This window comes from Xanthomonas sp. 3058 (genome assembly GCF_014199765.1).
In the GTDB taxonomy this organism is placed as follows: Bacteria; Pseudomonadota; Gammaproteobacteria; order Xanthomonadales; family Xanthomonadaceae; genus Xanthomonas; species Xanthomonas campestris_B.
In genome coordinates this window covers 198,741-225,084 of record NZ_JACHOF010000006.1, presented here as the reverse complement: position 1 = coordinate 225,084, position 26,344 = coordinate 198,741, and the positions used below count along the sequence as shown (strand labels likewise).

The 26,344-nt window shown below is 65.6% G+C and carries 22 protein-coding genes; 18 read left to right on the top strand and 4 right to left on the bottom strand.

The window, feature by feature from the left end:
* The first annotated feature begins 184 nt into the window (after nucleotides 1-184).
* The 12 genes from GGR61_RS10905 to lpxC all read left to right on the top strand — a co-directional run bounded on the left by GGR61_RS10905 (nucleotide 185) and on the right by lpxC (nucleotide 15,993).
* Nucleotides 185-2,053: a penicillin-binding protein 2 gene (locus tag GGR61_RS10905; RefSeq protein ID WP_184621381.1), complete on the top strand. Its 1,869-nt coding sequence runs from the start codon at nucleotides 185-187 to the stop codon at nucleotides 2,051-2,053.
* Nucleotides 2,054-2,061: 8 nt separating this feature from the next.
* Nucleotides 2,062-3,537 carry a UDP-N-acetylmuramoyl-L-alanyl-D-glutamate--2,6-diaminopimelate ligase gene (locus GGR61_RS10900; protein ID WP_184621391.1) on the top strand — a complete coding sequence of 492 codons (1,476 nt, stop codon included), beginning with the start codon at nucleotides 2,062-2,064 and terminating at the stop codon, nucleotides 3,535-3,537.
* Nucleotides 3,534-5,027, top strand: a complete 1,494-nt coding sequence (gene murF, locus GGR61_RS10895; RefSeq protein WP_184407372.1) for a UDP-N-acetylmuramoyl-tripeptide--D-alanyl-D-alanine ligase — start codon at nucleotides 3,534-3,536, stop codon at nucleotides 5,025-5,027. Before GGR61_RS10900 ends, murF begins: the two co-directional genes overlap by 4 nt.
* Nucleotides 5,017-6,102: a phospho-N-acetylmuramoyl-pentapeptide-transferase gene (mraY, locus tag GGR61_RS10890; RefSeq protein ID WP_184407371.1), complete on the top strand. Its 1,086-nt coding sequence runs from the start codon at nucleotides 5,017-5,019 to the stop codon at nucleotides 6,100-6,102. The genes murF and mraY overlap by 11 nt, the downstream gene beginning before the upstream one ends.
* The gene (gene ftsW / locus GGR61_RS10885; protein ID WP_184621380.1) at nucleotides 6,102-7,472 is read left to right on the top strand and encodes a putative lipid II flippase FtsW; all 1,371 of its coding nucleotides are present in this window, start codon (nucleotides 6,102-6,104) and stop codon (nucleotides 7,470-7,472) included. Before mraY ends, ftsW begins: the two co-directional genes overlap by 1 nt.
* Nucleotides 7,469-8,740 carry an undecaprenyldiphospho-muramoylpentapeptide beta-N-acetylglucosaminyltransferase gene (murG, locus tag GGR61_RS10880; protein ID WP_184621379.1) on the top strand — a complete coding sequence of 424 codons (1,272 nt, stop codon included), beginning with the start codon at nucleotides 7,469-7,471 and terminating at the stop codon, nucleotides 8,738-8,740. Before ftsW ends, murG begins: the two co-directional genes overlap by 4 nt.
* Nucleotides 8,737-10,170 carry a UDP-N-acetylmuramate--L-alanine ligase gene (murC, locus tag GGR61_RS10875; RefSeq protein ID WP_184407368.1) on the top strand — a complete coding sequence of 478 codons (1,434 nt, stop codon included), beginning with the start codon at nucleotides 8,737-8,739 and terminating at the stop codon, nucleotides 10,168-10,170. The genes murG and murC overlap by 4 nt, the downstream gene beginning before the upstream one ends.
* Nucleotides 10,167-11,123: a D-alanine--D-alanine ligase gene (locus GGR61_RS10870; protein ID WP_184621378.1), complete on the top strand. Its 957-nt coding sequence runs from the start codon at nucleotides 10,167-10,169 to the stop codon at nucleotides 11,121-11,123. Before murC ends, GGR61_RS10870 begins: the two co-directional genes overlap by 4 nt.
* 124 nt (nucleotides 11,124-11,247) lie before the next feature.
* Nucleotides 11,248-12,084, top strand: coding sequence for a cell division protein FtsQ/DivIB (locus tag GGR61_RS10865; protein WP_184621377.1), 837 nt, complete (start codon nucleotides 11,248-11,250; stop codon nucleotides 12,082-12,084).
* The gene (gene ftsA, locus GGR61_RS10860; RefSeq protein WP_003485272.1) at nucleotides 12,081-13,316 is read left to right on the top strand and encodes a cell division protein FtsA; all 1,236 of its coding nucleotides are present in this window, start codon (nucleotides 12,081-12,083) and stop codon (nucleotides 13,314-13,316) included. Before GGR61_RS10865 ends, ftsA begins: the two co-directional genes overlap by 4 nt.
* 296 nt (nucleotides 13,317-13,612) lie before the next feature.
* The gene (ftsZ, locus tag GGR61_RS10855; RefSeq protein ID WP_184407365.1) at nucleotides 13,613-14,848 is read left to right on the top strand and encodes a cell division protein FtsZ; all 1,236 of its coding nucleotides are present in this window, start codon (nucleotides 13,613-13,615) and stop codon (nucleotides 14,846-14,848) included.
* A 233-nt stretch (nucleotides 14,849-15,081) separates the two neighbouring features.
* Nucleotides 15,082-15,993 (top strand): UDP-3-O-acyl-N-acetylglucosamine deacetylase, encoded by a 912-nt coding sequence (gene lpxC / locus GGR61_RS10850; RefSeq protein WP_184407364.1) that lies wholly within the window; start codon nucleotides 15,082-15,084, stop codon nucleotides 15,991-15,993.
* A 186-nt stretch (nucleotides 15,994-16,179) separates the two neighbouring features.
* On the opposite strand, the gene GGR61_RS10845 is transcribed toward lpxC, so the two are convergent.
* Entirely contained in the window at nucleotides 16,180-16,626 is a 447-nt protein-coding gene (locus GGR61_RS10845; RefSeq protein ID WP_184621376.1) for a DUF721 domain-containing protein, read from the bottom strand.
* Between GGR61_RS10845 and GGR61_RS10840 the strand changes: the two genes are divergently transcribed.
* Nucleotides 16,627-17,571: a M23 family metallopeptidase gene (locus tag GGR61_RS10840; RefSeq protein ID WP_184407362.1), complete on the top strand. Its 945-nt coding sequence runs from the start codon at nucleotides 16,627-16,629 to the stop codon at nucleotides 17,569-17,571. It begins immediately after the preceding gene.
* A 154-nt stretch (nucleotides 17,572-17,725) separates the two neighbouring features.
* Nucleotides 17,726-20,464: a preprotein translocase subunit SecA gene (gene secA, locus GGR61_RS10835; protein WP_184621375.1), complete on the top strand. Its 2,739-nt coding sequence runs from the start codon at nucleotides 17,726-17,728 to the stop codon at nucleotides 20,462-20,464.
* A 300-nt stretch (nucleotides 20,465-20,764) separates the two neighbouring features.
* On the opposite strand, the gene GGR61_RS10830 is transcribed toward secA, so the two are convergent.
* Nucleotides 20,765-21,724 carry a hypothetical protein gene (locus GGR61_RS10830; protein WP_184621374.1) on the bottom strand — a complete coding sequence of 320 codons (960 nt, stop codon included), beginning with the start codon at nucleotides 21,722-21,724 and terminating at the stop codon, nucleotides 20,765-20,767.
* Nucleotides 21,725-22,128: 404 nt separating this feature from the next.
* On the opposite strand from GGR61_RS10830, the gene GGR61_RS10825 reads away from it, so the two are divergent.
* From GGR61_RS10825 to GGR61_RS10815, 3 genes are all read left to right on the top strand, one after another.
* Nucleotides 22,129-22,494, top strand: coding sequence for a VOC family protein (locus GGR61_RS10825; RefSeq protein ID WP_260287500.1), 366 nt, complete (start codon nucleotides 22,129-22,131; stop codon nucleotides 22,492-22,494).
* 137 nt (nucleotides 22,495-22,631) lie between these two features.
* Complete coding sequence (locus GGR61_RS10820; protein ID WP_184621373.1) at nucleotides 22,632-23,579, top strand: Nudix family hydrolase; 948 nt, start codon at nucleotides 22,632-22,634, stop codon at nucleotides 23,577-23,579.
* Nucleotides 23,567-24,094 carry an AAA family ATPase gene (locus GGR61_RS10815; RefSeq protein WP_184407433.1) on the top strand — a complete coding sequence of 176 codons (528 nt, stop codon included), beginning with the start codon at nucleotides 23,567-23,569 and terminating at the stop codon, nucleotides 24,092-24,094. The genes GGR61_RS10820 and GGR61_RS10815 overlap by 13 nt, the downstream gene beginning before the upstream one ends.
* Nucleotides 24,095-24,221: 127 nt before the next feature.
* Here the strand turns inward: GGR61_RS10815 and GGR61_RS10810 are convergent, their stop codons facing one another.
* Nucleotides 24,222-24,821: a hypothetical protein gene (locus GGR61_RS10810; protein ID WP_184621372.1), complete on the bottom strand. Its 600-nt coding sequence runs from the start codon at nucleotides 24,819-24,821 to the stop codon at nucleotides 24,222-24,224.
* A gap of 144 nt (nucleotides 24,822-24,965) precedes the next feature.
* Nucleotides 24,966-25,793 carry a methylenetetrahydrofolate reductase [NAD(P)H] gene (gene metF / locus GGR61_RS10805; RefSeq protein WP_184621390.1) on the bottom strand — a complete coding sequence of 276 codons (828 nt, stop codon included), beginning with the start codon at nucleotides 25,791-25,793 and terminating at the stop codon, nucleotides 24,966-24,968.
* A 208-nt stretch (nucleotides 25,794-26,001) separates the two neighbouring features.
* On the opposite strand from metF, the gene GGR61_RS10800 reads away from it, so the two are divergent.
* Nucleotides 26,002-26,238 carry a hypothetical protein gene (locus tag GGR61_RS10800; protein WP_184621371.1) on the top strand — a complete coding sequence of 79 codons (237 nt, stop codon included), beginning with the start codon at nucleotides 26,002-26,004 and terminating at the stop codon, nucleotides 26,236-26,238.
* Nucleotides 26,239-26,344: the final 106 nt, after the last annotated feature.

Sequence of the window (26,344 nt, the reverse complement as noted above, 5' to 3'; positions counted from 1 at the left end):
GGCGCAGCCGCCCGCAGGGTGGCGCACACGGTGATGCGTCCATGACAAAACGGCAGGACAGCCGTTTTGCACGGCGCAGCCGCCCGCAGGGTGGCGCACACGGTGATGCGTCCATGACAAAACGGCAGGACAGCCGTTTTGCACGGCGCAGCCGCCCGCAGGGTGGCGCACACGGAGGTGCGCCATGAAAGCAGGCCGCAACCGCGCCCGTAGCAACTTCAATCTGCGCGGCCGCCTGACGTTGGTCGGCATCGCGCTGGGCCTGTGCTCGGTGACGCTGATCGGCCGTGCGGCGTTCGTGCAGCTGGTCAATCGCGATTTCTATCAGCGTCAGGGCGAAGCGCGTTACCTGCGTGAACTGCCGATCGCCACCTCGCGCGGCATGATCACCGACCGCAATGGCGAGCCGCTGGCAGTGTCCACGCCGGTGGAATCGATCTGGGTCAATCCGCAAGAGCTGCTGCGCAATCCGGACCGTATTCCCGAACTGGCCAAGGCGCTCGGCCAGCCACTGGACGAGTTGAACGCCAAGCTGGCGCAGAAGGCCGGCAAGGAATTCATGTACCTGCAGCGCCGGATCAACCCGGACAAGGCGCATGCCATCGTCGACCTGAAGATTCCCGGCGTGTTCTCGCAGCGCGAGTTCCGTCGCTTCTATCCGCAAGGCGAGGCGATGGCCCATGTGCTGGGCTTCACCAATATCGACGACCGCGGCCAGGAAGGCCTGGAGCTGGCCTTCGACGAATGGCTGCGCGGCAAGCCGGGCTCCAAGAAAGTGGTGCGTAACGCGCGCGGTGCGATCGTCGAAAGTGTGGATCTGGTGCGTCCGGCGCAGCCGGGCAAGGACCTGACGCTGAGCATCGACCGTCGCATCCAGTTCCTGGCCTACAAGGAACTGCGCAACGCGCTGGTCGAGAACAACGCCGCCGGCGGGTCGATGGTGGTGATGGACGTGGCCACCGGCGAAGTGCTGGCGATGGTCAACCTGCCCACCTACAACCCCAATTCGGTCACCGGCATCAACCCGTCGGCGCGGCGCAACCGCGCGGTCACCGATCTGGTGGAGCCGGGTTCGACGATGAAGCCGCTCACCGTGGCCACTGCGCTGACCGCCGGCGTGGTGACCAAGGACACCATCATCGATACCAACCCCGGCTACATGGCCGTGGGACGCTTCACCATCCGCGATGTGCCGCGCAACAACGGCGTGCTCAACGTGACCGGCGTGATCACCCGCAGCTCGAATATCGGCGCGGCCAAGATCGCCGCCAAGGTGCCGGACCAGACGTTCTATCAGTCGATCCGCAACTTCGGTTACGGCAGCGCGCCGCATAGCGGCTTCCCGGGCGAATCGGCCGGGGTGGTGCTGTCGCCACAGCGTTGGAGCGGCCCGTCCAAGACCACGATGTCCTACGGCTACGGCCTGTCGGTGACGCCGCTGCAGATCGCGCAGGCGTACGCCACGCTGGGCAACGGCGGCAAGCTGACACCGCCGACGTTCGTGCGCGGCCAGCACAACGAGACCCGTCAGGTGATCACGCCGGAAGTGGCGCGCCAGGTCATCGACATGATGGAAACCGTGGTCACCCAGGGCGGCGCCAAGGGCGCGGCGATCCTGGGATATCACGTGGCCGGCAAGACCGGTACCGCGCGCAAGAACGGCGCCAACGGTTACGAGCGCGGGCATTACAACGCGCTGTTCGCCGGCCTGGTGCCGGCCACCCGTCCGCGTTTTGCCACCGTCATCGTGATCAACGATCCGCAGGGCAAGGTGTATTACGGCGGCCTGGTGTCGGCGCCGGTGTTCCACAAGGTGATGGAAGGTGCGCTGCGGCTGATGGACGTGCCGCCGGACGACATCCAGTCGTGGCTGGCCGCGCAGGCCGCCGGCAAGACCGGTCAGCCGATCGCCAAGCCGCATCCGGTCGATCTGGACCCTGCGTTGGTACCGGACCCGGTGGACGAAGTGTCTGCCGGCATTCCCACTGCGCTTGCGCCGGCCGCGCTTCCCGCGCACGCCCAGCCGGCGCCGTTGCAGGAGAGCCATCAGTGAGCCGCTCCATGCCGCTGTCGCAGCTCTTGCCGGACGTGCCGCTTGCGCACGACGTGCAGGTATCGGGCCTGGTGATGGATAGTCGTGCGGTCCGCCCGGGCGATGCCTTCGTGGCGATTGCCGGTTTCGGTGCGCATGGCCTGGGCTTTGCCGAGCACGCGCGCGCCAATGGCGCTGCTGCGGTGTTGTTCGAGCCACCGGCACCAGCCGAGTTGCCGGCGCCGGCCGATGCGATCGGCGTGCCCGATCTGGCTGCGCGGCTCGGCGCGATGGCCGACCAGTTGCACGGCCAGCCGTCGCGGACCATGCGCATGGTCGGTGTGACCGGTACCAACGGCAAGACCTCCAGCGTGCAATTGCTGGCGCAGGCATTGACCTTGCTTGGCACGTCCACCGGCACCATCGGCACATTGGGGGTGGGCCTGTACGGCACCACCGTGCCGACCGGCTTCACCACGCCGCTGGTGTTGCAGACGCACGCATTGCTGGCGCAGTTGCGCGATGAAGGCGCGCAGGCCGTGGCGATGGAAGTCAGCTCGCATGCGCTGGACCAGGGCCGCGTGGATGCCGTGCACTTCGACGTGGCGGTGTTCACCAATCTCACCCGCGACCATCTCGATTACCACGGCGACATGGCGCAATACGGCGCCGCCAAGGCCAAGTTGTTCACGCGTGCGGGCCTGAAGGCGGCCGTGGTGAATCTTGACGATGCCTTCGGGCGCACAGTGTTCGCCGCACTCGATCCTGCGCTGCGCGCGATCGGCGTGAGTTCGCGCGCGCAGGCCGATGCCATGGTGCGTGCGCAGGCATTGCAGCTGGATCACAACGGCATCAATTTCGCGCTGCACATCGCCGGCCAGGTGCATCCGGTGCACTCGCCGTTGCTGGGCCGCTTCAACGTGGACAACCTGCTGGCCGTGGCTGGCGTGTTGTATGCGCTGGACCTTGCGCCGGCCCAGGTTGCCGACGTGCTGGGCCGGTTGCAGCCGATCCACGGGCGCATGAACCGGCTCGGCGGCGCGCATGGCGCACCGTTGGTGGTGGTCGATTACGCGCACACGCCCGACGCGCTGGAACAGGCATTGGCCAGCCTGCGTTCGCATGCGCAGGATCGGCTGATCTGCGTGTTCGGCTGCGGCGGCGAACGCGATACCGGCAAGCGCCCGCAGATGGCGGCCATTGCCGAGGTCAATGCCGACGTGGCGATCGTCACCGACGACAACCCGCGGGGCGAAGACGGCGATGCGATCGTGGCCGATATCCTGCGCGGCTTTGCGCGCCCGGATGCGGCGATCGTGCAGCGCGACCGCGCCGCCGCGATCCATCAGGCCATCGGCATGGCCGGTGCCTCCGATATCGTGCTGATCGCCGGCAAGGGCCACGAGCCGTATCAGGAAATCGCCGGCGTGCAGCATCCCTTCGACGATGCCTTGGTCGCCGGGCAGGCATTGCTGCCGCGCACCGGGCTGGGAGTGCGCGCATGAAGCTCACCCCGCTGTCGTTGATCGCCCACTGGGCCGGTGGCGAGCTGCATGGCGACGACGCCATGATCGATACCGTCGGCAACGACACCCGCACGCTGGCCAACGGCAGCCTGTATGTGGCGTTGCGCGGCGAACGGTTCGACGGACACGACTTTGCCGCCGATGCAGTGGCGCACGGCGCCAGCGCGGTGCTGGTGGATCGCCTGCTGCCGGCGCTGGGCGTGCCGCAGGTGCTGGTGGAAAATACCGAGCTTGCCCTGGCGCGCATCGCCGCCGGCATGCAGCGCGACCGCGCCACGCGGGTGATCGCCTTGACCGGTTCCAACGGCAAGACCAGCGTCAAGGCCCTGCTGTTGTCGATCCTGACCGAGGCCGGGCGCGTCGACGGCACCACCGTCTACGCCACGCCGGGCAACCGCAACAACGAGATCGGCCTGCCGTTGGCAGTGATCGCCGCCCCCGACGATGCGGATCTGGCGATCTACGAAATGGGCGCCGGCAAGCCGGGCGATATCGCCTATCTCACCGAGATCGCGCAGCCGCACGTGGCCCTGGTCAACAACATCGCGCCCGCGCATCTGGAGCGCCTGGGCAGCCTGCTCGGCGTTGCGCGCACCAAGGGCGCCATCTACGCCGCACTGCCGGCCGATGGCGTGGCGGTGATCAATGCCGACGATGCCTTCGGTGCATGGTTCGAGCAGCAGCTGCATGCGCAGCCGGTGCAGGGCCGTCGCGTGGTGCGCTATGGCCTGCAGGCCAGTGCCGAGATCACCGCACGTCAGCTCCGTCTGCATGCCGAGGGGGCGCACTTCACCCTGGTGACGCCGCAAGGCCAGGCGCAGATCGCGCTGCCGTTGCCGGGCCGTCACAACGTGCTCAACGCGCTGGCAGCGACCGGTCTGGCGTTGGGTGCGGGGATTGCATTGCCGATCATCGCCGCTGGCCTGGCGCAGGCGCGCCCGGTGGCCGGCCGTCAGATCGCCCACACGCTGCCTGGCGGCGCGGTGTTGATCGACGACAGCTACAACGCCAACCCGGGCTCGCTGGACGCCGCCATCGATACCCTGGCCGCTGCGCCAGGCACCGGCTGGTTGGTGCTCGGTGACATGCGCGAACTCGGCCCGGAAGGCGCGGCATTGCACGCCGCTGCCGGACGTCGCGCACGCGCGGCCAAGTTGCAGCGCCTGTACGCGTTGGGCGAGCTCAGTGCCGCCGCCGCGCAGGCGTTCGGCGACGGCGGCCGCGTGTTCGCCACCCATGCCGCGCTGGCCGCGGCCTTGCAGGCGGATCTGGCGCAGCTCGCCGTTTCGCAGACTCAAACGCAGGAACCTTCTTCGATGCACGAACACACCGGTGCGGCGGCGCAGACTGCCGCCACCACGGCGCAACTCCCGCCCACCTTGTTGGTGAAAGGCTCGCGCGGCAGCGCCATGGACCGCATCGTCACCGCGTTGCTCGCACCGGCGGAGGGCGCATCGCATGCTGCTTGAGTTGGCCCGTTGGCTACAGCAACTGGAGAGCCTGTTCGGGCTGTTCAACTATCTGACCTTTCGCGGCATCCTCGCAGCGCTGACAGCGCTGTTCCTGTCGTTGTGGATGGGCCCGGCGGTGATCCGCAAGCTGGCCCAGTTCAAGGGCGGCCAGCCGATCCGCCAGGATGGCCCGCAGACACATTTTTCCAAGGCCGGCACGCCGACCATGGGCGGCTCGCTGATCCTGCTGACGGTGACCTTGTCGGTGCTGTTGTGGGGCGACCTGCGCAACCGTTACGTGTGGTTGGTGCTGGCGGTGATGATCTGCTTCGGCGCGATCGGCTGGTACGACGACTGGATCAAGATCGTGCGCCGTGATCCCAACGGTCTGAAGTCGCGCTGGAAATATCTGCTGCAGTCGATCTTCGGTCTGGCGGCAGGGCTGTTCCTGTTCTACACCGCCGATGTACCGGCGGCGATCACCTTCTACATCCCGATGTTCAAGTCGATCGCGCTGCCGTTGGCCGGCGTGAGTTTCGTGGTGATCGCCTACTTCTGGATCGTCGGCTTCTCCAATGCGGTGAACCTGACCGACGGCCTGGATGGTCTGGCGATCATGCCGACCGTGCTGGTGGCCTGCGCGCTGGGCGTGTTCGCCTATGCCTCGGGCAACGTGGTGTTTGCCGAATACCTGAAAATCCCGCTGATTCCCGGGGCTGGCGAGCTGATCATCATCTGCTCGGCGATCGCCGGCGCGGGCCTTGGCTTCCTGTGGTTCAACACCTACCCGGCCATGGTGTTCATGGGCGACATCGGCGCGCTGTCGCTGGGCGCGGTGCTCGGCACCATCGCGGTGATCGTGCGCCAGGAACTGGTGCTGGTGATCATGGGCGGCGTGTTCGTGATCGAAACGTTGTCGGTGATGATCCAGGTCGCCAGCTTCAAGCTGACCGGCAAGCGCGTGTTCCGCATGGCGCCGATCCATCACCACTTCGAACTGAAGGGTTGGCCGGAGCCGCGCGTGATCGTGCGCTTCTGGATCATTTCGGTGGTGCTGGTGCTGATCGGCCTCGCCACGTTGAAGGTGCGCTGATGAACGACATGTCCCGCCAGGCCACACGACTGGACGCCATCGGCGGCCGCTACGATCCGTGGCTGCTCGGCGCGGCGGCCACGCTCGCCTCGCTGGGCGTGGTGATGGTCGCGTCCAGCTCGATCGAGTTGTCCGACAACCCGTTCTATTACCTCACCCGCCATCTGCTGTTCCTGGGCATCGGCATCGGCCTGGCGTTCTGGGCGATGCGCACCGAGCTCAAGACCATCGAGCAGTACAACCAGGTGTTGCTGCTGGCCTGCTTCGGCCTGTTGATGGTGGTGTTCGTGCCCGGCCTGGGTAGCAGCGTCAACGGTGCCAAGCGCTGGATCAACCTGGGCGTGTCGAAGTTCCAGACCGTCGAAGCGGTCAAGGTGCTCTACATCGTCTGGCTGTCCAGCTACCTGGTGCGCTTCCGCGACGAGGTCAATGCGACCTGGCCGGCGATGCTCAAGCCGCTGGGTGTGGCGGTGGCGCTGGTCGGCCTGCTGCTGATGCAGCCGGACTTCGGCTCGTCGACGCTGCTGCTGGCGATCACTGCCGGCATGCTGGTGCTGGGCGGGGTCAACCTGCCGCGCATGTCGATGCCGATCGTCATCGGCCTGCCGGTGTTCGCCTTCATCGCGATCCTGGAACCGTACCGCCTGCGCCGCATCACCTCGTTCCTGGATCCATGGGCCGATCAGCTCGGCTCCGGTTATCAGTTGTCGAACGCGTTGATGGCGGTGGGACGTGGCCAGTGGACCGGCGTGGGCCTGGGCGCGTCGGTGCAAAAGCTCAACTACCTGCCCGAAGCGCATACCGACTTCATCTTCTCGGTGATTGCCGAAGAGCTCGGGTTCGTCGGCGTGTGCGGGGTGATCGCGCTGTACGCGCTGCTGGTCGGCCGGGCGTTCTGGCTGGGCATGCGTTGCGTGGAAATGAAGCGTCATTTCTCCGGCTACATCGCCTTCGGCATCGGCTTGTGGATCAGCCTGCAGAGCTTCGTTTCGGTGGGCGTGAACCTGGGCATCCTGCCGACCAAGGGCCTGACGTTGCCGCTGATCTCCTCCGGCGGTTCATCGGTGCTGATGACCTGCGTGGCGATGGGCCTGCTGCTGCGGGTGTCCTACGAAATGGATCGTGCCGAGCGCCTGCGCAGCAAGTTGTCGCCGCAGGGTGCGGGTACGGCGACTGCCGAGCCGGCCGAGCCAGTGGTCGAATCCGTACCGCCGGCCTATGCGCCAGCGCGTAAGCCGCAGCGCGAAACCGCTGCTGCCGCTGCGCCTGCACCGGTCGCAGCCGCAGCGGTGGCGCCGGCATCGGCCATCTTGCGCGGCACCAGCCGCATGCAGCCGCGCGTGGAACCGACGTTCGGGAGAATCGCATGAAGGCGGGTGACCATGCGGCTCCCTCGCAAGCGCCCGCATCGTCGGTCGCGGACGTGCGTCCAGTGATGATTCTGGCTGGCGGTACCGGCGGGCACATCTTCCCCGGTCTGGCCGTGGCCAAGGTGCTGCGCGCGCGCGGCGTGCCGGTGACCTGGCTGGGCGCAGACGGCGCGATGGAAACCCGCCTGGTGCCGCAGCACGCCATCCAGATCGATACCCTGGCCATCAGCGGCTTGCGTGGCAAGGGCATCGCCAAGCTGCTCGGCGCGCCGGTGCGGGTGATGCGCGCGGTGCGCGCCGCCGGCTTCGTGCTGCGCAAGCGCCAGCCGCGCGCGGTGATCAGTTTCGGCGGTTTCGCTGCCGGCCCCGGTGGCCTGGCCGCACGTCTGCTCGGCGTGCCGCTGCTGGTGCACGAACAGAACCGCGCGCCGGGCATGACGAACAAGGTGTTGTCGCGTTTCGCACGCCGCGTGTTGACCGGTTTCCCGGGCAGCTTCGTTGGCGAAGAAGCGGTGGGCAATCCGGTGCGCGCGGAGATCGCAGCGCTTCCGTCGCCGGCCACGCGTCTGGTCGGCCGCGGCGGTGCCGTACGGGTGCTGGTGCTCGGCGGCAGCCAGGGCGCACGTGCCTTGAATCAAGCCGTGCCGGCAGCGCTGGCGGCACTCGGTCACCCGGATGTCGACGTGCGCCACCAGTGTGGCGAAAAGCTGCGCGCCGAAGCCGAAGCCTCATACGCGCAGGCCGGCGTCAACGCCAGCGTCGAACCCTTCATCGCCGACATGGCGGCCGCGTATGCATGGGCCGATCTGGTCGTGTGCCGCGCCGGCGCCTCCACGCTGGCCGAGCTGTGCGCCGCCGGCGTCGGCAGCGTGCTGGTGCCGTTCGCCGCCGCCGTCGACGATCACCAGACCCGCAATGCCGAATACCTGGTCGGCGCTGACGCCGCCGTGCTGCTCAAGCAGGACGACACCCTGGCCGTGCGGTTGCAGCAGGTGCTGCAACCCCTGCTCGCCGACCCGGCCCGTCGCCTGTCGATGGCAAACGCCGCACGCACCCTGGCCAAGCCGGATGCCGCAGAGCGCATCGCCGACATCATTCTTCAAGAGGCCGGGAGTGGGGATTCGGGATTGGGCATTCGTCAAGCGCAACAGCACAAGCAGGACAGCATGCAGAGATCCGTTAATGGCGACCGCTCCGCGCAGTTGGTCGCCACCAATCTCCAATCCCGAATGCCAAATCCCGGCACCTCCAGCGGAGGTGCTGCGTGATCCGCCGCCTGCAGGACAGTGGCGATCTGGTACGCGCGTTTCCGCGCGTGCATTTCGTCGGTATCGGCGGCACCGGCATGAGTGGCATCGCCGAGGTGATGCTGACGCTGGGTTATGAAGTCTCCGGTTCGGACAACGCCGATAACACAGCAACGCGCCGGCTGGCCAAGCTCGGTGCGCGGGTGATGCGCGGGCATTCGGCGGCCAATGTGCTCGGCACCGATTGCGTGGTGGTTTCTAGTGCGATCCGCGAAGACAACCCCGAGCTGATGGAAGCGCGCAGCCAGCGCATTCCGATCATGCCGCGTGCGGCGATGCTGGCCGAGTTGATGCGCTTCCGCCGCGGCATTGCAGTGGCCGGCACGCATGGCAAGACCACCACCACCAGCCTGGCGGCGGCCGTGCTGAGCGAGGGTGGGCTGGATCCGACCTTCGTCATCGGCGGGCAGTTGCTGGCGGCCGGTGCCAACGCCAAGCTCGGCGGCGGCCAGTGGCTGGTTGCCGAAGCCGACGAAAGCGATGGCAGCTTCCTGCGCCTGAATCCGTTGATGGCGGTGATCACCAATATCGATTCGGATCACCTGGAAAACTACGGCAACGATTTCTCGCGCATCCAGGCGGCATTCGCAGAATTCCTGCAGCGCCTGCCGTTCTACGGGCTGGCGCTGCTGTGCATCGACGACCCGGAAGTGGCCGCGCTTGCGAGCAAGACGCCGCGCCACGTGATGAGTTACGGCATGAGCGAAAACGCCGACGTGCGCGCCGAGGATGTGATGCAGGACGGCCCGCGCATGCGCTTCACGCTGCGTCTGCCCGAAGGCACCACCACGCCGGTGACGCTGGCTTTGCCGGGCCGTCACAACGTGCTCAACGCGCTGGCCGCTGCCGCGATCGGCTGGCAGCTGGGCGTGGCGCCGGAAACCATTGCGCGTGCGCTGGAAAACTTCGCCGGCATCGGTCGTCGCTTCAACGATCTGGGCGAAGTCACCACCAGTGCCGGTGCGCGCGTCCGCGTGGTCGACGATTACGGCCACCATCCGCGCGAGCTGGAAGCGGTGTTCGCCGCCGCGCGCGGCGGTTGGCCGGACAAGCGTCTGGTGGTTGCATTTCAGCCGCACCGTTACAGCCGCACCCGCGATCAGTTCGACGCCTTCGCCGCAGTGCTGAGCACCGTCGATGCGCTGGTCCTGAGCGAGGTCTATCCGGCTGGCGAAGCGCCGATTCCGGGTGCCGACTCGCGCGCGCTGGCGCGCGCCATCCGTGCGCGCGGTCGCAGCGAACCGGTGGTGGTCGGGCAGATTTCCGGCCTCGCCGAGGTGTTGCCTGACGTCCTGCAGGACGGCGATCTGTTGCTGATGATGGGTGCCGGCGATATCGGTTATGTGGCGCAGCACATCATCAACAACGGCTTCACCGGAGCCGCCGCATGAGCACCCATATCGAAAGCGCCCGCATCACCGATCCAGCTGTCTTCGGTCGTGTCGCCGTGCTGCTCGGCGGGACGTCTTCCGAGCGCGAAGTGTCGTTGAACTCCGGCAGCAACGTGCTCGACGCCTTGCGTGCGCGCGGCGTCGATGCACAGCCGGTCGACGGCATCCCCGCATTGGCGCAGGCCCTGGTCGAGCAGCGCTTCGATCGCGTCTTCAACGTGCTGCACGGCCATAACGGCGGCGGCGAAGACGGCATCGTGCAAGGCCTGATGGAAGCCTTCAAGGTGCCGTACACCGGCTCCAACGTGCTGGGTTCGGCGTTGAGCATGGACAAGATCCGCACCAAGCAGGTGTGGCTGTCGCTGGGCTTGCCGACGCCGCGCTATGCGCGCCTGGCTGCCGGCGCCAGCGCCGATGAGATCCATGCCGCCGCACGGCAGATCGGCTTGCCGGTCATCGTCAAGCCGGCCAACGAAGGCTCCAGCGTCGGCATCAGCCGCGTGTTCGACCAGGCCCAGCTCGAAGAAGCCGTGGTGCTGGCGGCACGCTACGATGGCGCGCTGTTGATGGAACAACTGATCGAAGGCGACGAACTCACCGTGGCCGTGCTCGGTGAACACGCGCTGCCGTCGATCCGCATCGTGCCCAAGGGCCAGTGGTACGACTACAACGCCAAGTACGTGGCCGACGATACCCAGTACCTGTGCCCGGGCCTGGACGGCGATGCAGAAGCGCAGATCCACCAGCTCGCACTGGATGCGTTCCGCGCTGCGGGCGCGCGTGGCTGGGGCCGTGTCGATGTGATGCGCGACCGCGCCAGCGGCCAGCTGTATCTGCTCGAAGTGAACACCGCCCCGGGCATGACCAGCCACTCGCTGGTGCCCAAGGCCGCGCGCCAGCTCGGTATCGATTTCGAAGAGCTGGTCTGGCGCGTGCTGGAGCAGACGCTATGAAGCCGGGATTTGGGATTCGGCATTCGGGATTGGTGAGCAGCGACGCCGCGCGCGCCGTTGCTGTTGCTGCTGCCGTTGCGAATCCCCAATCCCCAATCACGAATCTCGCGCGCGGAGCGCGCGCATGAACGCCACGCTGCGCATCCTGGCGTGGTTGATCGCGGTGGCGCTGGTGGCGTTGCCGGTGGTGGCTGTGCTCAATGGTTGGGTTGGCGCCGAGCGTTGGCCGTTGGCACGCTTGCGGGTGTCCGGCGACTTCAAGCGGGTGCCGGCAGAAGAGTTGCGTGCGGTGGTCTTGCCGTATGCGCGCTCGGGCTTTTTCGCAGTCAAGTTGCAGAACGCGCAGGACGCCATCGCGCGCTTGCCGTGGGTGGAAAGTGCGCAGGTCCGCAAGCGTTGGCCGGACGTGCTGGAAGTGCATGTCACCGAGCACAAGCCGTTCGCGCGCTGGGGAACCGACCGCATGTTGTCCGAGCAGGGCCGGTTGTTCCGCACCCCGCCGTTGCTGAAGGATTTCAAGCTGCCGCAACTCGGTGGCCCGGACAGCAAGACCCAGGACGTCATGGCGCTGTACAACGAATCGCGCGCACTGTTCGCACCGGCCGGGCTGGATGTGGATCGCCTGGAAATGGACGCGCGCGGCAGCTGGTCGCTCGGCCTGAGCAACGGCGTGCAGATCGTGATCGGCCGCGACGACGCGCGCGCGCGCCTGCAGCGTTTCGCCCGCGTGCTACCGCAGCTGGCCGACCCGCAACGCCCGGTCGCCCGCGCCGACCTGCGCTACACCAACGGCTTTACGGTCGAACGAAAAATGGAAGAAGGCGCGCCGGAGACCAAGAAGAAGGGTCCTGCGGCCACACCTGCCGCACACCACACAGTCGTCCTGGAATTGCCTCGCGCCCATACCCCGCTCTTCTCCAATCCCGACTCCCGAATCTCGAATCCCGGCTTTAAGACATGAACCGCAAAGGCGACAAATCCCTCATCGTTGGACTGGACATCGGCACCTCCAAGGTCGTCGCGCTGGTCGGCGAGTACTCGCCCGGCAATCCGATCGAAGTGATCGGCATCGGTTCGCATGAGTCGCGCGGTCTCAAGCGCGGCGTAGTGGTGGATATCGAATCCACCGTGCAGTCGATTCAGCGCGCGGTGGAAGAAGCCGAGCTGATGGCCGGTTGCGAAATCCGCTCGGTGTACGCATCGATCTCTGGCAACCACGTGCAATGCAAGAACTCGCCCGGCATCGTGCCGATCCGCGACGGCGAAGTGACCTGGAGCGATCTGGAACGCGTGCTGGATGCGGCCAAGGCCGTGGCCATTCCTGCCGACCAGCGCATCCTGCATGCGATCCCGCGCGAGTACGTGCTGGACGATTCGCAGGAAGGCATCCGCAATCCGGTCGGCATGACCGGCGTGCGCCTGGAGGTGCATGCGCATCTGGTGGTGTGCGCGCAGTCGGCCGCGGCCAACATCACCAAGTGCGTGCAGAAATGCGGCCTTCAGGTGGACGATCTGGTGCTGTCGTCGCTGGCTTCCAGCGTGGCGGTGTTGACCGCCGACGAACGCGAGTTGGGCGTGGTGCTGGTGGATATCGGTGCCGGCACCACCGACCTGGCCGTCTACGTGCAGGGCGCGATCTGCCACACCGCATCGCTACCGATCGCCGGCGACCACGTCACCAACGACATCGCGCACATGCTGCGCACGCCGACCCCGGAAGCCGAGCAGATCAAGGTGCGTTACGCCTGCGCGCTGGCGCAGCTGGCCACCGCCGAAGAAAGCATCCAGGTGCCGTCGGTCGGCGACCGCCCGCCGCGCCGCATGCCACGGCATGCGCTCGCGCAGGCGGTGCAGGGCCGTTACGAAGAAATCTTCGAAATGGTGCAGGCCGAGTTGCGCCGCTCCGGTTTCGAGGAAATGGTGCGCGCCGGCATGGTGCTCACCGGTGGCGCGTCGAAAATGGAAGGCGTGGTCGAACTGGCCGAAGAGATGTTGCAGATGCCGGTGCGCGTGGGCATTCCCCAGCACGTCACCGGCCTGGGCGAAGTCGTCGGCAACCCGGTGCACGCCTCCGGCGTGGGCCTGTTGCTGATGGGTAGCCAGATCGAACACCCGCGTCGTCCGTCGATCCCGACCGGACGTGCCGGGAGTTTGTTCAAGAAATTGAAGAACTGGTATCGCGGCGAATTCTGAGGGGCCGGGATTTGGAATTCGGGATTTGGGATTGGTAAGTGCGGAAGAAAAAACAGAAGTGGCAGCAACGATTAAGTAGAGAGCGGCGAGCGGGTAGGCGGTAAAATTCTTTGCAGCAATTACATCGAGGAGCAGGTGTGGTGAGTGGTAGAGCGCAGCAGCGGATCTATGGCCCCCCGCACACGAATCCCGACTTTCAAACAACAACACTCGCCGTGGTGCGGAGTGGACAGGGACCAACGCTTTTGCGAATCCCCAATCCCCACACCCCAATCCCGGCTCAAGAGGACACTGACATGGCACATTTTGAACTGATCGAAAAGATGGCTCCCAACGCGGTAATCAAGGTCGTTGGCGTGGGCGGCGGCGGCGGCAACGCGGTTGCGCACATGGTCAACACCAACGTCGATGGCGTGGAATTCATCACCGCCAACACCGACTCGCAGGCGATCAAGAACTGCGGCGCCAAGCTGCAGCTGCAGCTCGGCACCAACGTCACCAAGGGCCTGGGCGCAGGCGCGAACCCGGAAGTCGGCCGCCAGGCCGCGCTGGAAGACCGCGAGCGCATCATGGACGCGCTGCAGGGTGCGGACATGGTGTTCATCACCGCCGGCATGGGCGGCGGCACCGGTACCGGTGCTGCACCGGTGGTGGCACAGCTGGCCAAGGAAATGGGCATCCTGACCGTGGCCGTGGTCACCAAGCCGTTCCCGTTCGAAGGCCGTCGCCGCATGCAGGTGGCGCTGAAGGGCATCGAGGAACTGAGCCAGCATTGCGACTCGCTGATCACCATCCCCAATGAAAAGCTGATCACCGTGCTGGGCCGCAATGCCACCATGGTGCAGGCGTTCCGCGCCGCCAACGACGTGCTGCAGGGCGCCGTGCAGGGCATCGCCGATCTGATCGTGCGTCCGGGCCTGATCAACGTCGACTTCGCCGACGTGCGCACCGTGATGTCGGAAATGGGCCTGGCGATGATGGGCACCGGTTCGGCACGCGGCGACGATCGCGCGCAGGCCGCTGCCGAAGCCGCCATCCAGAACCCGCTGCTGGACGACGTCAACCTCGCCGGTGCCAATGGCATCCTGGTCAACATCACCGCCGGGCCGGACTTCACCATGGCCGAGTTCGACGAGATCGGCCGCACCATCGAAGCCTTCGCTTCGGAAGATGCGACCGTGGTGGTGGGGACCGTGCTCGACCCGGACATGCAGGACGAGGTGCGCGTCACCGTCGTGGCCACCGGCCTGAACCGTGCAGTGGCTCGTCAGTCGCAGCGCCCGGATCAGCGCGCGCCGATCAAGCTGGTGCGCAACGCCACCACCGGCCAGCCGGAATTCGGCGACTTCGACACCAGCAGCGGCGACGCGGTGTCCAAGTCGGTTGGCGGCAGCATGGGCCTTGGCCTGCGCCGTCCGAGCAGCGACTCGGTCGGCAGCAGCAACCCTGGCGGCGGCTCCACGGCGCCGGCCGCAGACCTGCCCAACGACTACCTGGATATCCCGGCGTTCCTGCGCCGCCAGGCCGACTGACGTACGTTCGCTGCGCCGCTTCGGCGGCGTCGCCAGCACTGCCCCGGAGCTCGCTTCGGGGTCGCAATGCCATGTCCTCTTTCTGCCGGATCGCCCGCGATCCGGCAGCTTTTGCAGTGGCGTGACCAGGCGATTACAGTTGCCGTCACGCGCGGCTTGTTAAAATTCGGATAATCTCAACGCATCGACAGCCGGTTCAGCGTCTGTCTGCATTGTTCCTCCAGACTTCGCATATGACCCAGCAACGCACTCTCAAGAACACCATTCGTGCCACCGGCGTCGGCCTGCACAGCGGCGACAAGGTGTATATGACGCTACGGCCGGCTCCGGTCGATCATGGCGTGGTGTTCCGGCGTGTGGACCTGGAACCGATCGTCGAGGTGCCCGCCGATGCCGAGCTGGTCACCGAAACCACGCTGTGCACGGGGCTGACCCGCAATGGCGCCAAGATCCAGACCGTCGAGCATCTGATGTCCGCGCTGGCCGGCCTGGGGGTGGACAACGTCATTGTCGAACTGTCCTCGGCCGAGTTGCCGATCATGGACGGTTCTTCAGGCCCGTTCGTGTTCCTGCTGCAGTCTGCCGGCATCGTCGAGCAGAACAAGTCCAAGCGTTTCATCCGCATCAAGCAGCCGGTGGAAGTGCGCGAGGGCGACAAGGTCGCACGCTTCGAGCCTTACGAAGGCTACAAGCTCGGTTTCACCATCGAATTCAATCACCCGATGATCCCGGCCAGGCAGTCGCGCCAGGAAATCGAGTTCTCCACCTCGGCCTACGTCAAGGAAATCTCGCGCGCCCGCACCTTCGGCTTCATGCGCGACCTTGAGTACATGCGCGAGCGCAATCTGGGCCTGGGCGGCTCGATGGACAACGCCATCGTGCTGGACGAGTTCCGCGTGCTCAACGAGGACGGTCTGCGCTATACCAACGAATTCGTACGGCACAAGATCCTGGACGCCATCGGCGACCTGTATCTGGCCGGCGGCGCCATTCTGGGCGCCTACGAAGGCTTCAAATCCGGGCATGCACTCAATAACAAGCTGGTGCGTGCGCTGTTGGCCGACCAGGCCGCCTGGGAATGGGTCAGCTTCCCGGAAGGCACCGAGCAACCGCCGGTCCTGTACGCCAGTCCCGTCTACGCCTGATGTCGGGGAATGGCGCCAGCGGCGTCCGAAGTGTGAACTCCATCGGATTTTCGGCCCGTTCTTAACACTTATTTAAGACTTCCCTAACTCCTGCGCGTCCTGCGACCGCTAGGATGCGCCGGGTCGTCTGCATCTTCGCAATCCTTTCACACCCTGGCGGCCGCTTCGCACCATGCGGCACGGACCTCACCGTTTTGTCGGTAGGACGTCCTGCAAGGAAGCCAGCGCGTCGCGCAGACCTCGATGCGTCGCCTCGGACACCGGGCGCGCAGGGTCGCGGTTCTGCTGCATTGGGGAATGCAGCTGAGTGGTCGCGGTCTTGACGGTCACTGCGGTGGCCTTCAGTCCGATGGATCGGGCGGCATCAAGGATTTGGGTCTCGGCAAGCCGCACCTTGGCATGCCAGACCGGTGAATCAACTAGAAAAACGAGCTGTTCGCCTCGGACATTGGCCAACCGGCAACGGGTGGCCAGATGGGGCGGTAACAGGGGACGCAACTGCCGGTCCAGCGCATCGAGCCACAAGGCCCGGCGCAAGGGGTCGCCAGCCTTTTCGCCCAACGCTGCCTCGATGGCCGGTTGTGGAGTGGAAGGGTTGCGTGCGTTGGACTTGGGCTTGGACATGACACTCATATGGCGTTGAAGAAAGTCGTAATCAAATCTCGGCAGACCCGGGCCCAGCGGTTGGCCCAACAGTTCCAAGGCTTTGCGGCGGATCGACCGATGCTCGTCCTCGGTGCGGTCCTGGGCCTGGGCATGCTGATCGGCGTCGGTGCCAGTACCGCCACCGGCATGGTGACCAATTCTGCGCTGGAGGCCAAGGTCGCCCGGCAGCAGTCCGAACTTGCGCAGGCGCAGCGCGCCTCGCAGGCGCAGGTCAATGCACTGGCCGCGCGCATGGGCGAGTTGCAGGCGCAGGCGACCCGCCTGAATGCCTTGGGCGAGCGCCTGACCGAAATGGGCAAGTTGAAGGACGGCGAGTTCGACTTCGACGAGCCGGTCGGCGTCGGTGGCGGCGATGAGCCGGTCAACGACATGCCGGTCAAGGTGCTCAAGCAGAATCTCGGGCAGGTCGAGCAGCAGTTCTCCGCCGCTGGCCAGCAGTTGGACGTCCTGGCCTCGCTGATGTTCGATCATCAGCTTGAGCAGAATTCGGTGCCATCGCGGGTGCCGATCCGCAATACCTACATCACCTCCGGCTTCGGTGGCCGCGCCGATCCATTCGATGGTGGCTCGGCCTTCCACAAGGGCGTGGATTTCCATGCCAACGTGGGCGACCCGGTGATGTCGGTGGCCGACGGCGTGGTCAGCTACGCCGGCGTGCGCGGCGGCTACGGCAACGTGGTCGAGGTGGACCACGGCAATGGCTACGTGACCCGCTACGCGCACAACTCGCGGCTGGTGGTGAAGGTGGGCGACCTGGTGCGTGCCGGCCAGCAGCTGGCCAAGGCCGGTTCCAGTGGCCGATCCACCGGCGCACATGTGCATTTCGAGGTCTGGGTGGACGGCAAGGTGGTCAATCCGCGCAAATTCCTGGGCGATACCAATACGCCGGTGGGACGTCGAGGACGCGGTTGAGCAGGCGGCGCGCGGTGCTTGATTCGTGAAGGCCCGCCCCAAGCTACAATAGGGTGTTGCCATCGACAGGGCGCAGTGCGCCCTGTTTCGTTTACGGCGGTCGGGTCTTGGGACCGGCGTCGGTCAAACCGTTCCTTTTCAACCGGTTTCTTCAATGATCAACAGTCTGCTTACCCGTGTCTTTGGCAGTCGTAACGAACGCCAGCTGCGCCAGCTCACCCGCCTCGTCACCCAGATCAATGCGCTGGAGCCGACGATCGAGAAGCTCTCCGACGCCGAGCTGCAAGCCAAGACCCCGGAGTTCAAGCAGCGGCTTGCCATCGGCGAGTCCCTGGACAAGATTCTTCCAGAAGCGTTTGCGGTGTGCCGCGAGGCCAGCCGTCGCGTGCTCGGCATGCGCCATTACGACGTGCAGCTGATCGGCGGCATGGTGTTGCACCTGGGCAAGATCGCCGAGATGCGCACCGGTGAAGGCAAGACCCTGGTGGCCACGCTGCCGGTGTACCTCAACGCGCTGCAGGGCGAGGGCGTGCACGTGGTCACGGTCAACGACTACCTGGCGCGCCGCGATGCTGCGCAGATGGGCAAGTTGTACAACTGGCTGGGCCTGAGCGTGGGCGTGGTGTATCCGGGCATGCCGCACAGCGACAAGCGCGAGGCCTATGGCAGCGATATCACCTACGGCACCAACAACGAGTTCGGCTTCGATTACCTGCGCGACAACATGGCGCTGTCGCGCGCCGACCGCTATCAGCGCAATCTGCATTACGCGATCGTCGACGAAGTCGACTCGATCCTGATCGACGAAGCGCGCACCCCCCTGATCATTTCCGGCCCGGCCGACGAATCGCCGGAGTTGTACATCCGCGTCAACCGCATCGTGCCGCAGCTGACCAAGCAGGAAAGCGAAGAGGGCGAGGGCGATTACTGGATCGACGAGAAGGGCAAGCAGGTGCATCTGTCCGAGGCGGGCATGGGCCACGCCGAAGAACTGCTGATGCAGGCCGGCATCCTGGAAAACGCCGAAGACGGCCTGTATGCCGCGCAGAACCTGAGCGTGGTGCATCACCTCAACGCCGCGCTGCGTGCGCATGCGATCTACCAGCGCGATGTGGATTACATCGTGCGCGATGGCGAAGTGGTGATCGTCGACGAATTCACCGGCCGCACTCTGACCGGGCGTCGCTGGTCCGATGGTCTGCATCAGGCGGTCGAAGCGAAGGAAGGCGTGCCGGTACAGCGCGAGAACCAGACGCTGGCCAGCATCACCTTCCAGAACCTGTTCCGCATGTACAAGAAGCTGTCCGGCATGACCGGTACGGCCGACACCGAAGCCTACGAATTCCAGAGCATCTACGGCCTGGAAGTGGTGGTGATTCCGACCAACCGCCCGACCGTGCGCAAGGACCACCCGGATCAGGTCTTCCTCAACCGCAAGGGCAAGTTCAATGCGGTGCTGGCCGATATCGAAGATTGCGCCAAGCGCGGCCAGCCGGTGCTGGTGGGCACCACCTCGATCGAAACCTCGGAGATGCTGTCCGAGCATCTGCGCAAGGCCGGGGTCAAGCACGAAGTGCTCAACGCCAAGCAGCACGAACGCGAAGCCACCATCGTGGCCAACGCCGGCCAGCCGGGCGCGGTGACCATCGCCACCAACATGGCCGGTCGCGGTACCGACATCGTGCTGGGCGGTTCGCTGGAAACCGAGTTGCACGGCATGGGCGAGGACATCAGCGACGAACAGCGCCAGCAGGCCAAGACCGAATGGCAGCGTCGCCACGATGCGGTCAAGGCGGCCGGCGGCCTGCACATCATCGGTACCGAGCGCCACGAATCGCGGCGTATCGACAACCAGCTGCGCGGCCGTGCCGGTCGCCAGGGTGACCCGGGTTCCTCGCGCTTCTATCTATCGCTGGAAGACAACCTGATGCGCATCTTCGCCTCGGACTGGGTCCAGAAGGCGATGCGCATGATGGGCATGAAGGAAGACGACGTCATCGAGGATCGCCTGGTCAGCCGGCAGATCGAGAAGGCGCAGCGCAAGGTGGAAGCGCACAACTTCGACATCCGCAAGAACCTGCTGGATTTCGACGACGTCAACAACGATCAGCGCAAGGTGATCTACGCCCAGCGCGATGAATTGCTGGATGCCGAATCGGTCAAGGACAACGTCGACGGCATCCGCGGCGATGTGATCTACGATCTGGTCGCCCGTTTCGTGCCGCCCAATTCGGTGGACGAACAGTGGGACCTCAAGGGCCTGGAGGCCACGCTGGAATCGGAGCTGGGCATGCCGCTGGCGCTGAGCGAGATGGCGCGCACGCAGGAAGAGCTGGACGCCGAGCAGATCGCGGCCAAGGTGCAGGCGGCGGTGGATGCGCACTTTGCCGAGAAGGAAGCGGCGGTGGGCAACGACACCATGCGCTCACTCGAAAAGCACGTGATGCTGACCGTGCTCGACCAGGGGTGGAAGGAGCATCTGGCCAAGATGGATTACCTGCGCCAGGGCATCTATCTGCGCGGGTATGCGCAGAAGCAGCCCAAGCAGGAATACAAGAAGGAAGCCTTCGAGCTGTTCTCCGAGATGCTGGAGAACGTCAAGCGCGAAGTGATCAACCTGCTGGCGCGCGTGCGCATCCGCAGCGAGGAAGAAGTGGCCGAGCTGGAAGAGCAGGAACGTCTCCAGGCGCAGGCACGGCTGATGGCCTCGCAGTTCCAGCACCAGGAAGCCGGCGGCTACGGCGCCGACGAGGAAGTGGAGCAGATGCAGGGCGGCACTGCGCCGGTACCTGTGTCGCAGGTCACCCGTGATGAGCCCAAGGTCGGTCGCAACGATCCGTGCCCGTGCGGCAGCGGCAAGAAGTACAAGCACTGCCACGGTCAACTCAGCTGAGCTGAGTTGACCGTGGTGCAGCCCGTGGAGCGGGCTGCACACCCGCTATCCGCGTTGCGGATAACGGGCTCACGGTGCTGCTTCCGATCCCCCGCGCCTTCGGCGCGCCCCCCTTACCAAGGGGGGCTGTACTTACGAAGAGCATCCGTGGGTTGAATCAGAAGCCGCGATACGACACGGCGGACTGGGGCATGTGATCGTCTGCTTCGATCTCCTGCCCTTGACGCATTCCTTTTCCGAAGATGCCTTGCTTGAGGGACGTGACAGGGCCTGCGGCGAGTGCACATTGGGCATTGCCGGCTATTGGCTGCCTTTCGCGGGAAATGGCTCGGTGCCTGGGCAGATCAAGCGCGTCCATCTTTCTCCGTCGTATCGCAGCACGTCGTCGTAGCCGAACGACCAGAGCACGCCATCTGCGACCTGCAGGCGGTTGGCACTGCGGAGATCGGGAGAGATGCCGGTATCGACCCTGCACAGCCGGTCCGATGACCAGGTGTAGAGCGAGGTCGCCGAGCTCAACCAGAGCGTTCCGCCAAACAGCGCGACCGACAGGAATTCCTCAGTGCATCCGGCAGCGCCAACCCGGCTGAAGCCGGTTGCGGCGTTGCCTTTCAGAAGCGTGCCGTTGCGGCCGCAGATCCAGAGCGTTCCGTCCTGATCGGCTGCGATGGCATTGAGCCAGGCACCTGACGGATTGTCTTCGGGTATCCATCGATCGCCAGTGCGCGAATAGATGCGCCCCCGGTCGCCCAGTTTCGTGACCGCATACAGGGTGTTGCCCGACAGGCACAGGTCGGCCACGTCGTAGTGGTCGCCGGGCACCCCGATGATTCCCCGATCGACAGGCTCCCATCTCCCCGGTGCGCTCCGCCGATAGATCTGGCCGGCATAGCCGAAGGCGTAAAGTTCGCTTCCGAGTTGCCGGATGCCGCCGAGATAGCCGAGCTTGCGCGACGTCGGCTTGCAAAGGCCCGCATCGGGAATGTCCTCGATGACCGATTCCTTTTGATGGAACCACACCTTGCCTTCTTCCGAAACGCAGACGAACGCCGGACGGTCCATCGTGCCCGAACGGAAGGTGCAGACATCCACGACCACATCGTCGAGGTTTTGCAGGCCCCACGCGGGAGTGGATGTTGCGTCGTCGAGGACGATGAGCTTGGTCGGCGGGTCGAAGGGATCGCTGTCCCCCACATAAGCCAACAGCATGGCCAGGTCCGAATATTTGGCGTACCCGCTGCGAAAACGTATCTGGCTCACTGGCTTAAGCCTCTCTTCAAAGAATCCAGAGCGAATGCCGCCGCCGAACAGGCTTTGGAGCGGCTCACCGTTGCAGGCGGCGAGGTCCGCTGCGGGGCGAGGGCGGGATCACCCATCGTTCGAATGCAGCGTCGATCCTGGAAGTCATAGTACCCATCCTGTCTGTGCGTTCAGAGGGAGGGTGGGGAGCGCAGGGCTTGCCTCCGGTCGCTCGCGTCTTTGGCGCCATCTTGACTGGCCCGGCACCTGAAACCGCACCCGTAGCCGTTTCCTCGCAAAACACGGTGCGGCCCGTGCGTGTCGCGCCGCCGTGACCTTGCTGCGCTCCACCGCCGCGCCACACCCATGCACCGCCTGCGCGAGGGGGGCGTATGCTCGGCCCATGTCCTGCGTGGAGTGCGGTCATGGCGCTGTCCAGCCAGCAATTGAAGGTATTCGTGCCTGCGCGCGATTACGCGCTGTCGCAGCGGTTCTATCGCGCGCTGGGGTTCGTGCAGGAGGACGAGGTGGGCAATGTGACCTGCTTCCGGCATGGCGCGCATTGCGCCTTTCTGCTGCAGGATTTCTATCTGCGCGAGCTGGCCGAGAACCTGATGCTGCATCTATGGGTGGACGATGCCGACAGCTGGTGGCAGCACGTGCACGACACGGGCCTGGACGAGCAGTTCGGCGTGACGTGCAGTGCGCCGGAAGACCGGCCGTGGGGCGCGCGCGACTTCACCTTGCACGATCCCAGCGGGGTGCTGTGGCGCATCGGGCATCCGTTGTAGGCGGGAATCGGGAATCGGGAAGTGCAACGGCGGGCATGGTGCGTGCTTCGACCAATCCCGATTCCCGATTCCCGAATCTCCAATCCCAGCCCTCAAGCGATTGCGCTGAATGGCTCACTCGCGGCACTCTTGTGCCCATGCCCGATTCCCTGAGATCCATCCACGTCGTTGCCGGCGTGATCACCGACGCGCGCGGTCGCATCCTGTTGACGCGTCGTACCGAAACCCGCGACATGCCCGGCCTGTGGGAATTCCCCGGCGGCAAGCGCGAGCCCGGCGAGACCTCCGAACAAGCGTTGGTGCGCGAGCTCAACGAAGAACTCGGCATCGAGGCGCAGGTGGGCGAGTGGCTGATGGACGTGCCGCAGCTGTACCCGGACAAGCGCCTGCGCCTGGAAGTGCGCCATATCACCGCCTGGAAGGGCAGCCCGCGCGGCCGCGAAGGTCAGGCGATGACCTGGGTGGCGGCAGACAAGTTGACCCGCTATTCGATGCCGCCGGCCGACGTGCCGGTGGTGGGTGTGCTGCGGCAACCCGACCGCTACTTGATCACGCCGGAACCGGAGGACGCTGAGCTGTGGCTGGAAGGGCTGGAGCGCGCGATGCAGGCTGGCATCACGCGCATCCAGCTGCGTGCGCGGCAGATCGAGCCGGCGCGCTGGCGGGCATTGCTGCAGCAGGTGATGACGCTGCGGGGGCGGTCGCGTGCGCAGCTGCTGCTCAATCGCGACATCGCGTTGGCCAGTGAACTCGGCATCGGCGTGCATCTGGGCTCGGAGCAACTGGCCACGCTGCGTGAGCGCCCCTTGCCGCCGGACCAGCTGGTGGCCGCCTCGTGTCATGGGCTGGAGGATTTGCGCCACGCACAGCGTATCGGCTGCGATTTCGCGGTGCTCGGGCCGGTGCAGAGCACGGCTTCGCATCCTGGTGCCACGCCCTTGGGATGGCAGGGCTTTGAAGCCTTGCGCGAGCACGTTTCGCTGCCGATCTATGCGCTCGGCGGCATGCAGGTCGGTGATCTGAGCCAGGCACGTGCGCATGGCGCGCAAGGGATCGCGGCGATTCGGTCGCTCTGGTCGCAGTGACCGAGCCGTCGCCTGCGTTGGTGGTGTTCGGCGGATTGCCGGGCGTCGGAAAGAGTTGTATTGCCCAGGCGCTACTGGCGCAATGCACTGGGTTTTATTTGCGCATCGATACCATCGAGCAATCACTACGCGAAAGTGGTGCACTCGCCAACGACGTCGGACCAGCCGGCTACATGATCGCTTACGCGCTTGCCGAGGCCAATCTACAGCAGGGTCGCGTGGTGGTCGCCGATTGCGTGAACCCATTGCCGGTCACCCGTGAAGCGTGGCGTGGTGTCGCGCGTCGCACACGCAGCCGCTTACTGGAGATCGAAGTGGTGTGCAGCGATCGCAATGTGCATCGGCAGCGCGTGGAATCGCGGCACGGCGACGTCGTCGGATTGCGCGTGCCGGATTGGTCCTCCGTGCTCGCGCATGACTACGCGGCGTGGACCGAGCCGCATGAGGTGATCGACAGCGCCGTGCTGAGCCCGCAGCAGGCTGTCGCGCAGATCATGGGCCGGCTCGCCGCGTAGCCTGCACGCGCACCCGATGAGGCCTGTGGTCTCAAGTGTTCGCGTAGCCGATGGGCGCATTGCCTCCTGGCCAACGCAGGCACGTCTCCACTGCAATCCGGCAGAGTCGTTTCAGCCGGGCGCTGCGCTAAAACGTCACCCAGAAGCAGTTGTACTGCCGGCGCAGTCGCAACACGCTGCGTGCGGGCGTGCCGCTGGCGAGGTTCTGCTCCAGTCGCAGCCCCCACGGACGTGGGCGGCCCGGGTCTTGGGTTGGCGCTGCGTCGATCGCGGGGCTGTCCAGTGGCACGGCCGTGGTCGAGGCGCTGTTGGTATCGCGCTCCCACGGTGACGGGTCGCGTTGCGGGTACATCGGCACGATGTCCAGCAGGGGGCGCTGCACGATGGCTTCCAGGCGGCTCAACACCTGGTTGGCAGCGGCATCGGATTGCCCGCTCCACAGATACAGGCTGGACAGGCGATTGACATCGCGGCTGTCCACTGCCAGTTGCAGCAACGACACCAGTTCGCTCAGTCGACGCGGGCAGCCGTTGCGATACAGGTCGGTGTTGCCCTGGGGACGTGCGGCAGGCGGTGGCCGCGAGGCCGCGCCCACGTCTTCGCAGCGGCGGTCGGTAAACATGGTCTGCCCATCGGGCGTCACGCAGCGACGGATCTCCTGCGCCTGCAGGCGCGCGGCGGGGCAAAGGCAGAACAACAGCAGCAACGGCAGCAGGAGACGAGGCATCGGCGCAGCGTAACGGTGCGTGCGTGAGCCGGCGGGCAACGGAGTGCCCGTTTGGGCAATGATCGTTGGCCCAGGTGCGCGTCTGCGAAGCGCGGGCGGTCAGGCGCGTGCCGGCAAGCGCGCTTTTCGTCGGCTTCGCTCAGCTCAGCGCCCGAGCAGCTGCAACACCTGCGTGGTCGGCTTGGCCAGGTTGAGCGTGTAGAAGTGCAGGGCGGGCGCGTCACCGGCGATCAGGCGCTCGCACAAGCTGGCCACCACTTCGGCCCCGAAGGCGCGCACCGCATCGGCATCGTCGCCGTAGGACTGCATCTTCTTGCCGATCCAACGTGGAATCTCCGCACCGCACTGCTCGGAAAACCGCCGCAGCTGCGAGAAATTGGAGATCGGCATGATGCCGGGAATGATCGGGATCTCCACGCCCATGCGCTGCACCGTGTCGCGGAAATGAAAGTAGGCATCGGCGTTGTAGAAATACTGGGTGATCGCCGCATCGGCGCCGGCATCCACCTTGGCCTTGAAGTAACGCAGATCGCTCAGTGCATCGGTCGCCTGCGGATGGGTTTCCGGATACGCGCCGACTTCGATGCGGAAGGCATCGCCATGTTCGGCGCGGATGAAGGCAATCAGGTCCGAGGCATAGCGCAGGTCGCCCGGGTGGCCCATGCCGGAGGGCAGGTCGCCGCGCAGCGCCACGATGCGGGTGCAACCGATCGCGCGGTACAGCTTGAGCAGTTCGCGGATTTCCTGGCGGCTGCCGCCGACGCAGGACAGATGCGGGGCGGCCTCAAAGCCATGCTTCTGCTTGAGGTGGCGCACCGTTTCGGAGGTGTAGCTGAGCGTGGAGCCGCCGGCACCGAAGGTGCACGACACATACTCCGGTGCGCAGCCCTTCAACTTGGCTGCGGTGCGGTCCAGCTGCGCGCGCTGGTCGTCGGTCTTGGGCGGGTAGAACTCGAAGCTGAGCTGCGTCATCGCGGCGGGTCCGGCGGATCGTGCACGCATAATATCGCTTCATCGCGATGAATGCATATTTGGTTGCGCGTGTCCCGATTCCGCTGTGTCGCAAGCTGCGTCGTCGGTGCATGTGCCCGTCGAATGGTCGGGTCTGCTCGTGCGGCGTGTCTGGATGTCTGTCGCACGGTAAGCTGAGGCACCCCACGTAACTTGACCGGAGCGCGACATGCAAGAAGAGGAAATGGACGTCATCGCCGAATCGTTGGGTCGCATCTGGGTTGCGTTGGCGCGCAGCGTCGGCGATCTGGCGCTTGCCCTGGCCGAGCAACCGGGCGTGGATGGCAACAAGCTGCTGAGCGACTTCGCTGCACGCCTGCCCTCTGACCAGGACGATGGCACCTCGAAGGTATTCGAGGCGATTCGTCAGTACATCGATCAGGGCCCCGCTCCCAGCGAGGAGTGAGTGTCTGCCGTGCGCGTCTGCCCGTGCAGACGCGCGTGGTACGGCGCGGCCTTGGCGTGTGCAGCGTTGGTTCCTGGCGACGCGTTCCGATGCACACCTGCGCCAG

Bases quoted from the DNA above. Each gene is read 5' to 3' on its own strand.
- GGR61_RS10845 (WP_184621376.1), bottom strand. From the start codon at position 16,626: ATGAGTGTCATGTCCAAGCCCAAGTCCAACGCACGCAACCCTTCCACT.
- murF (WP_184407372.1), top strand. From the start codon at position 3,534: ATGAAGCTCACCCCGCTGTCGTTGATCGCCCACTGGGCCGGTGGCGAG.
- GGR61_RS10870 (WP_184621378.1), top strand. From the start codon at position 10,167: ATGAGCACCCATATCGAAAGCGCCCGCATCACCGATCCAGCTGTCTTC.
- GGR61_RS10810 (WP_184621372.1), bottom strand. From the start codon at position 24,821: ATGCCTCGTCTCCTGCTGCCGTTGCTGCTGTTGTTCTGCCTTTGCCCC.
- GGR61_RS10800 (WP_184621371.1), top strand. From the start codon at position 26,002: ATGCAAGAAGAGGAAATGGACGTCATCGCCGAATCGTTGGGTCGCATC.
- GGR61_RS10905 (WP_184621381.1), top strand. From the start codon at position 185: ATGAAAGCAGGCCGCAACCGCGCCCGTAGCAACTTCAATCTGCGCGGC.
- murG (WP_184621379.1), top strand. From the start codon at position 7,469: ATGAAGGCGGGTGACCATGCGGCTCCCTCGCAAGCGCCCGCATCGTCG.
- metF (WP_184621390.1), bottom strand. From the start codon at position 25,793: ATGACGCAGCTCAGCTTCGAGTTCTACCCGCCCAAGACCGACGACCAG.
- secA (WP_184621375.1), top strand. From the start codon at position 17,726: ATGATCAACAGTCTGCTTACCCGTGTCTTTGGCAGTCGTAACGAACGC.
- GGR61_RS10865 (WP_184621377.1), top strand. From the start codon at position 11,248: ATGAACGCCACGCTGCGCATCCTGGCGTGGTTGATCGCGGTGGCGCTG.
- ftsW (WP_184621380.1), top strand. From the start codon at position 6,102: ATGAACGACATGTCCCGCCAGGCCACACGACTGGACGCCATCGGCGGC.
- GGR61_RS10825 (WP_260287500.1), top strand. From the start codon at position 22,129: ATGGCGCTGTCCAGCCAGCAATTGAAGGTATTCGTGCCTGCGCGCGAT.
- GGR61_RS10840 (WP_184407362.1), top strand. From the start codon at position 16,627: ATGGCGTTGAAGAAAGTCGTAATCAAATCTCGGCAGACCCGGGCCCAG.
- mraY (WP_184407371.1), top strand. From the start codon at position 5,017: ATGCTGCTTGAGTTGGCCCGTTGGCTACAGCAACTGGAGAGCCTGTTC.
- GGR61_RS10820 (WP_184621373.1), top strand. From the start codon at position 22,632: ATGCCCGATTCCCTGAGATCCATCCACGTCGTTGCCGGCGTGATCACC.
- GGR61_RS10900 (WP_184621391.1), top strand. From the start codon at position 2,062: ATGCCGCTGTCGCAGCTCTTGCCGGACGTGCCGCTTGCGCACGACGTG.
- lpxC (WP_184407364.1), top strand. From the start codon at position 15,082: ATGACCCAGCAACGCACTCTCAAGAACACCATTCGTGCCACCGGCGTC.
- ftsA (WP_003485272.1), top strand. From the start codon at position 12,081: ATGAACCGCAAAGGCGACAAATCCCTCATCGTTGGACTGGACATCGGC.
- ftsZ (WP_184407365.1), top strand. From the start codon at position 13,613: ATGGCACATTTTGAACTGATCGAAAAGATGGCTCCCAACGCGGTAATC.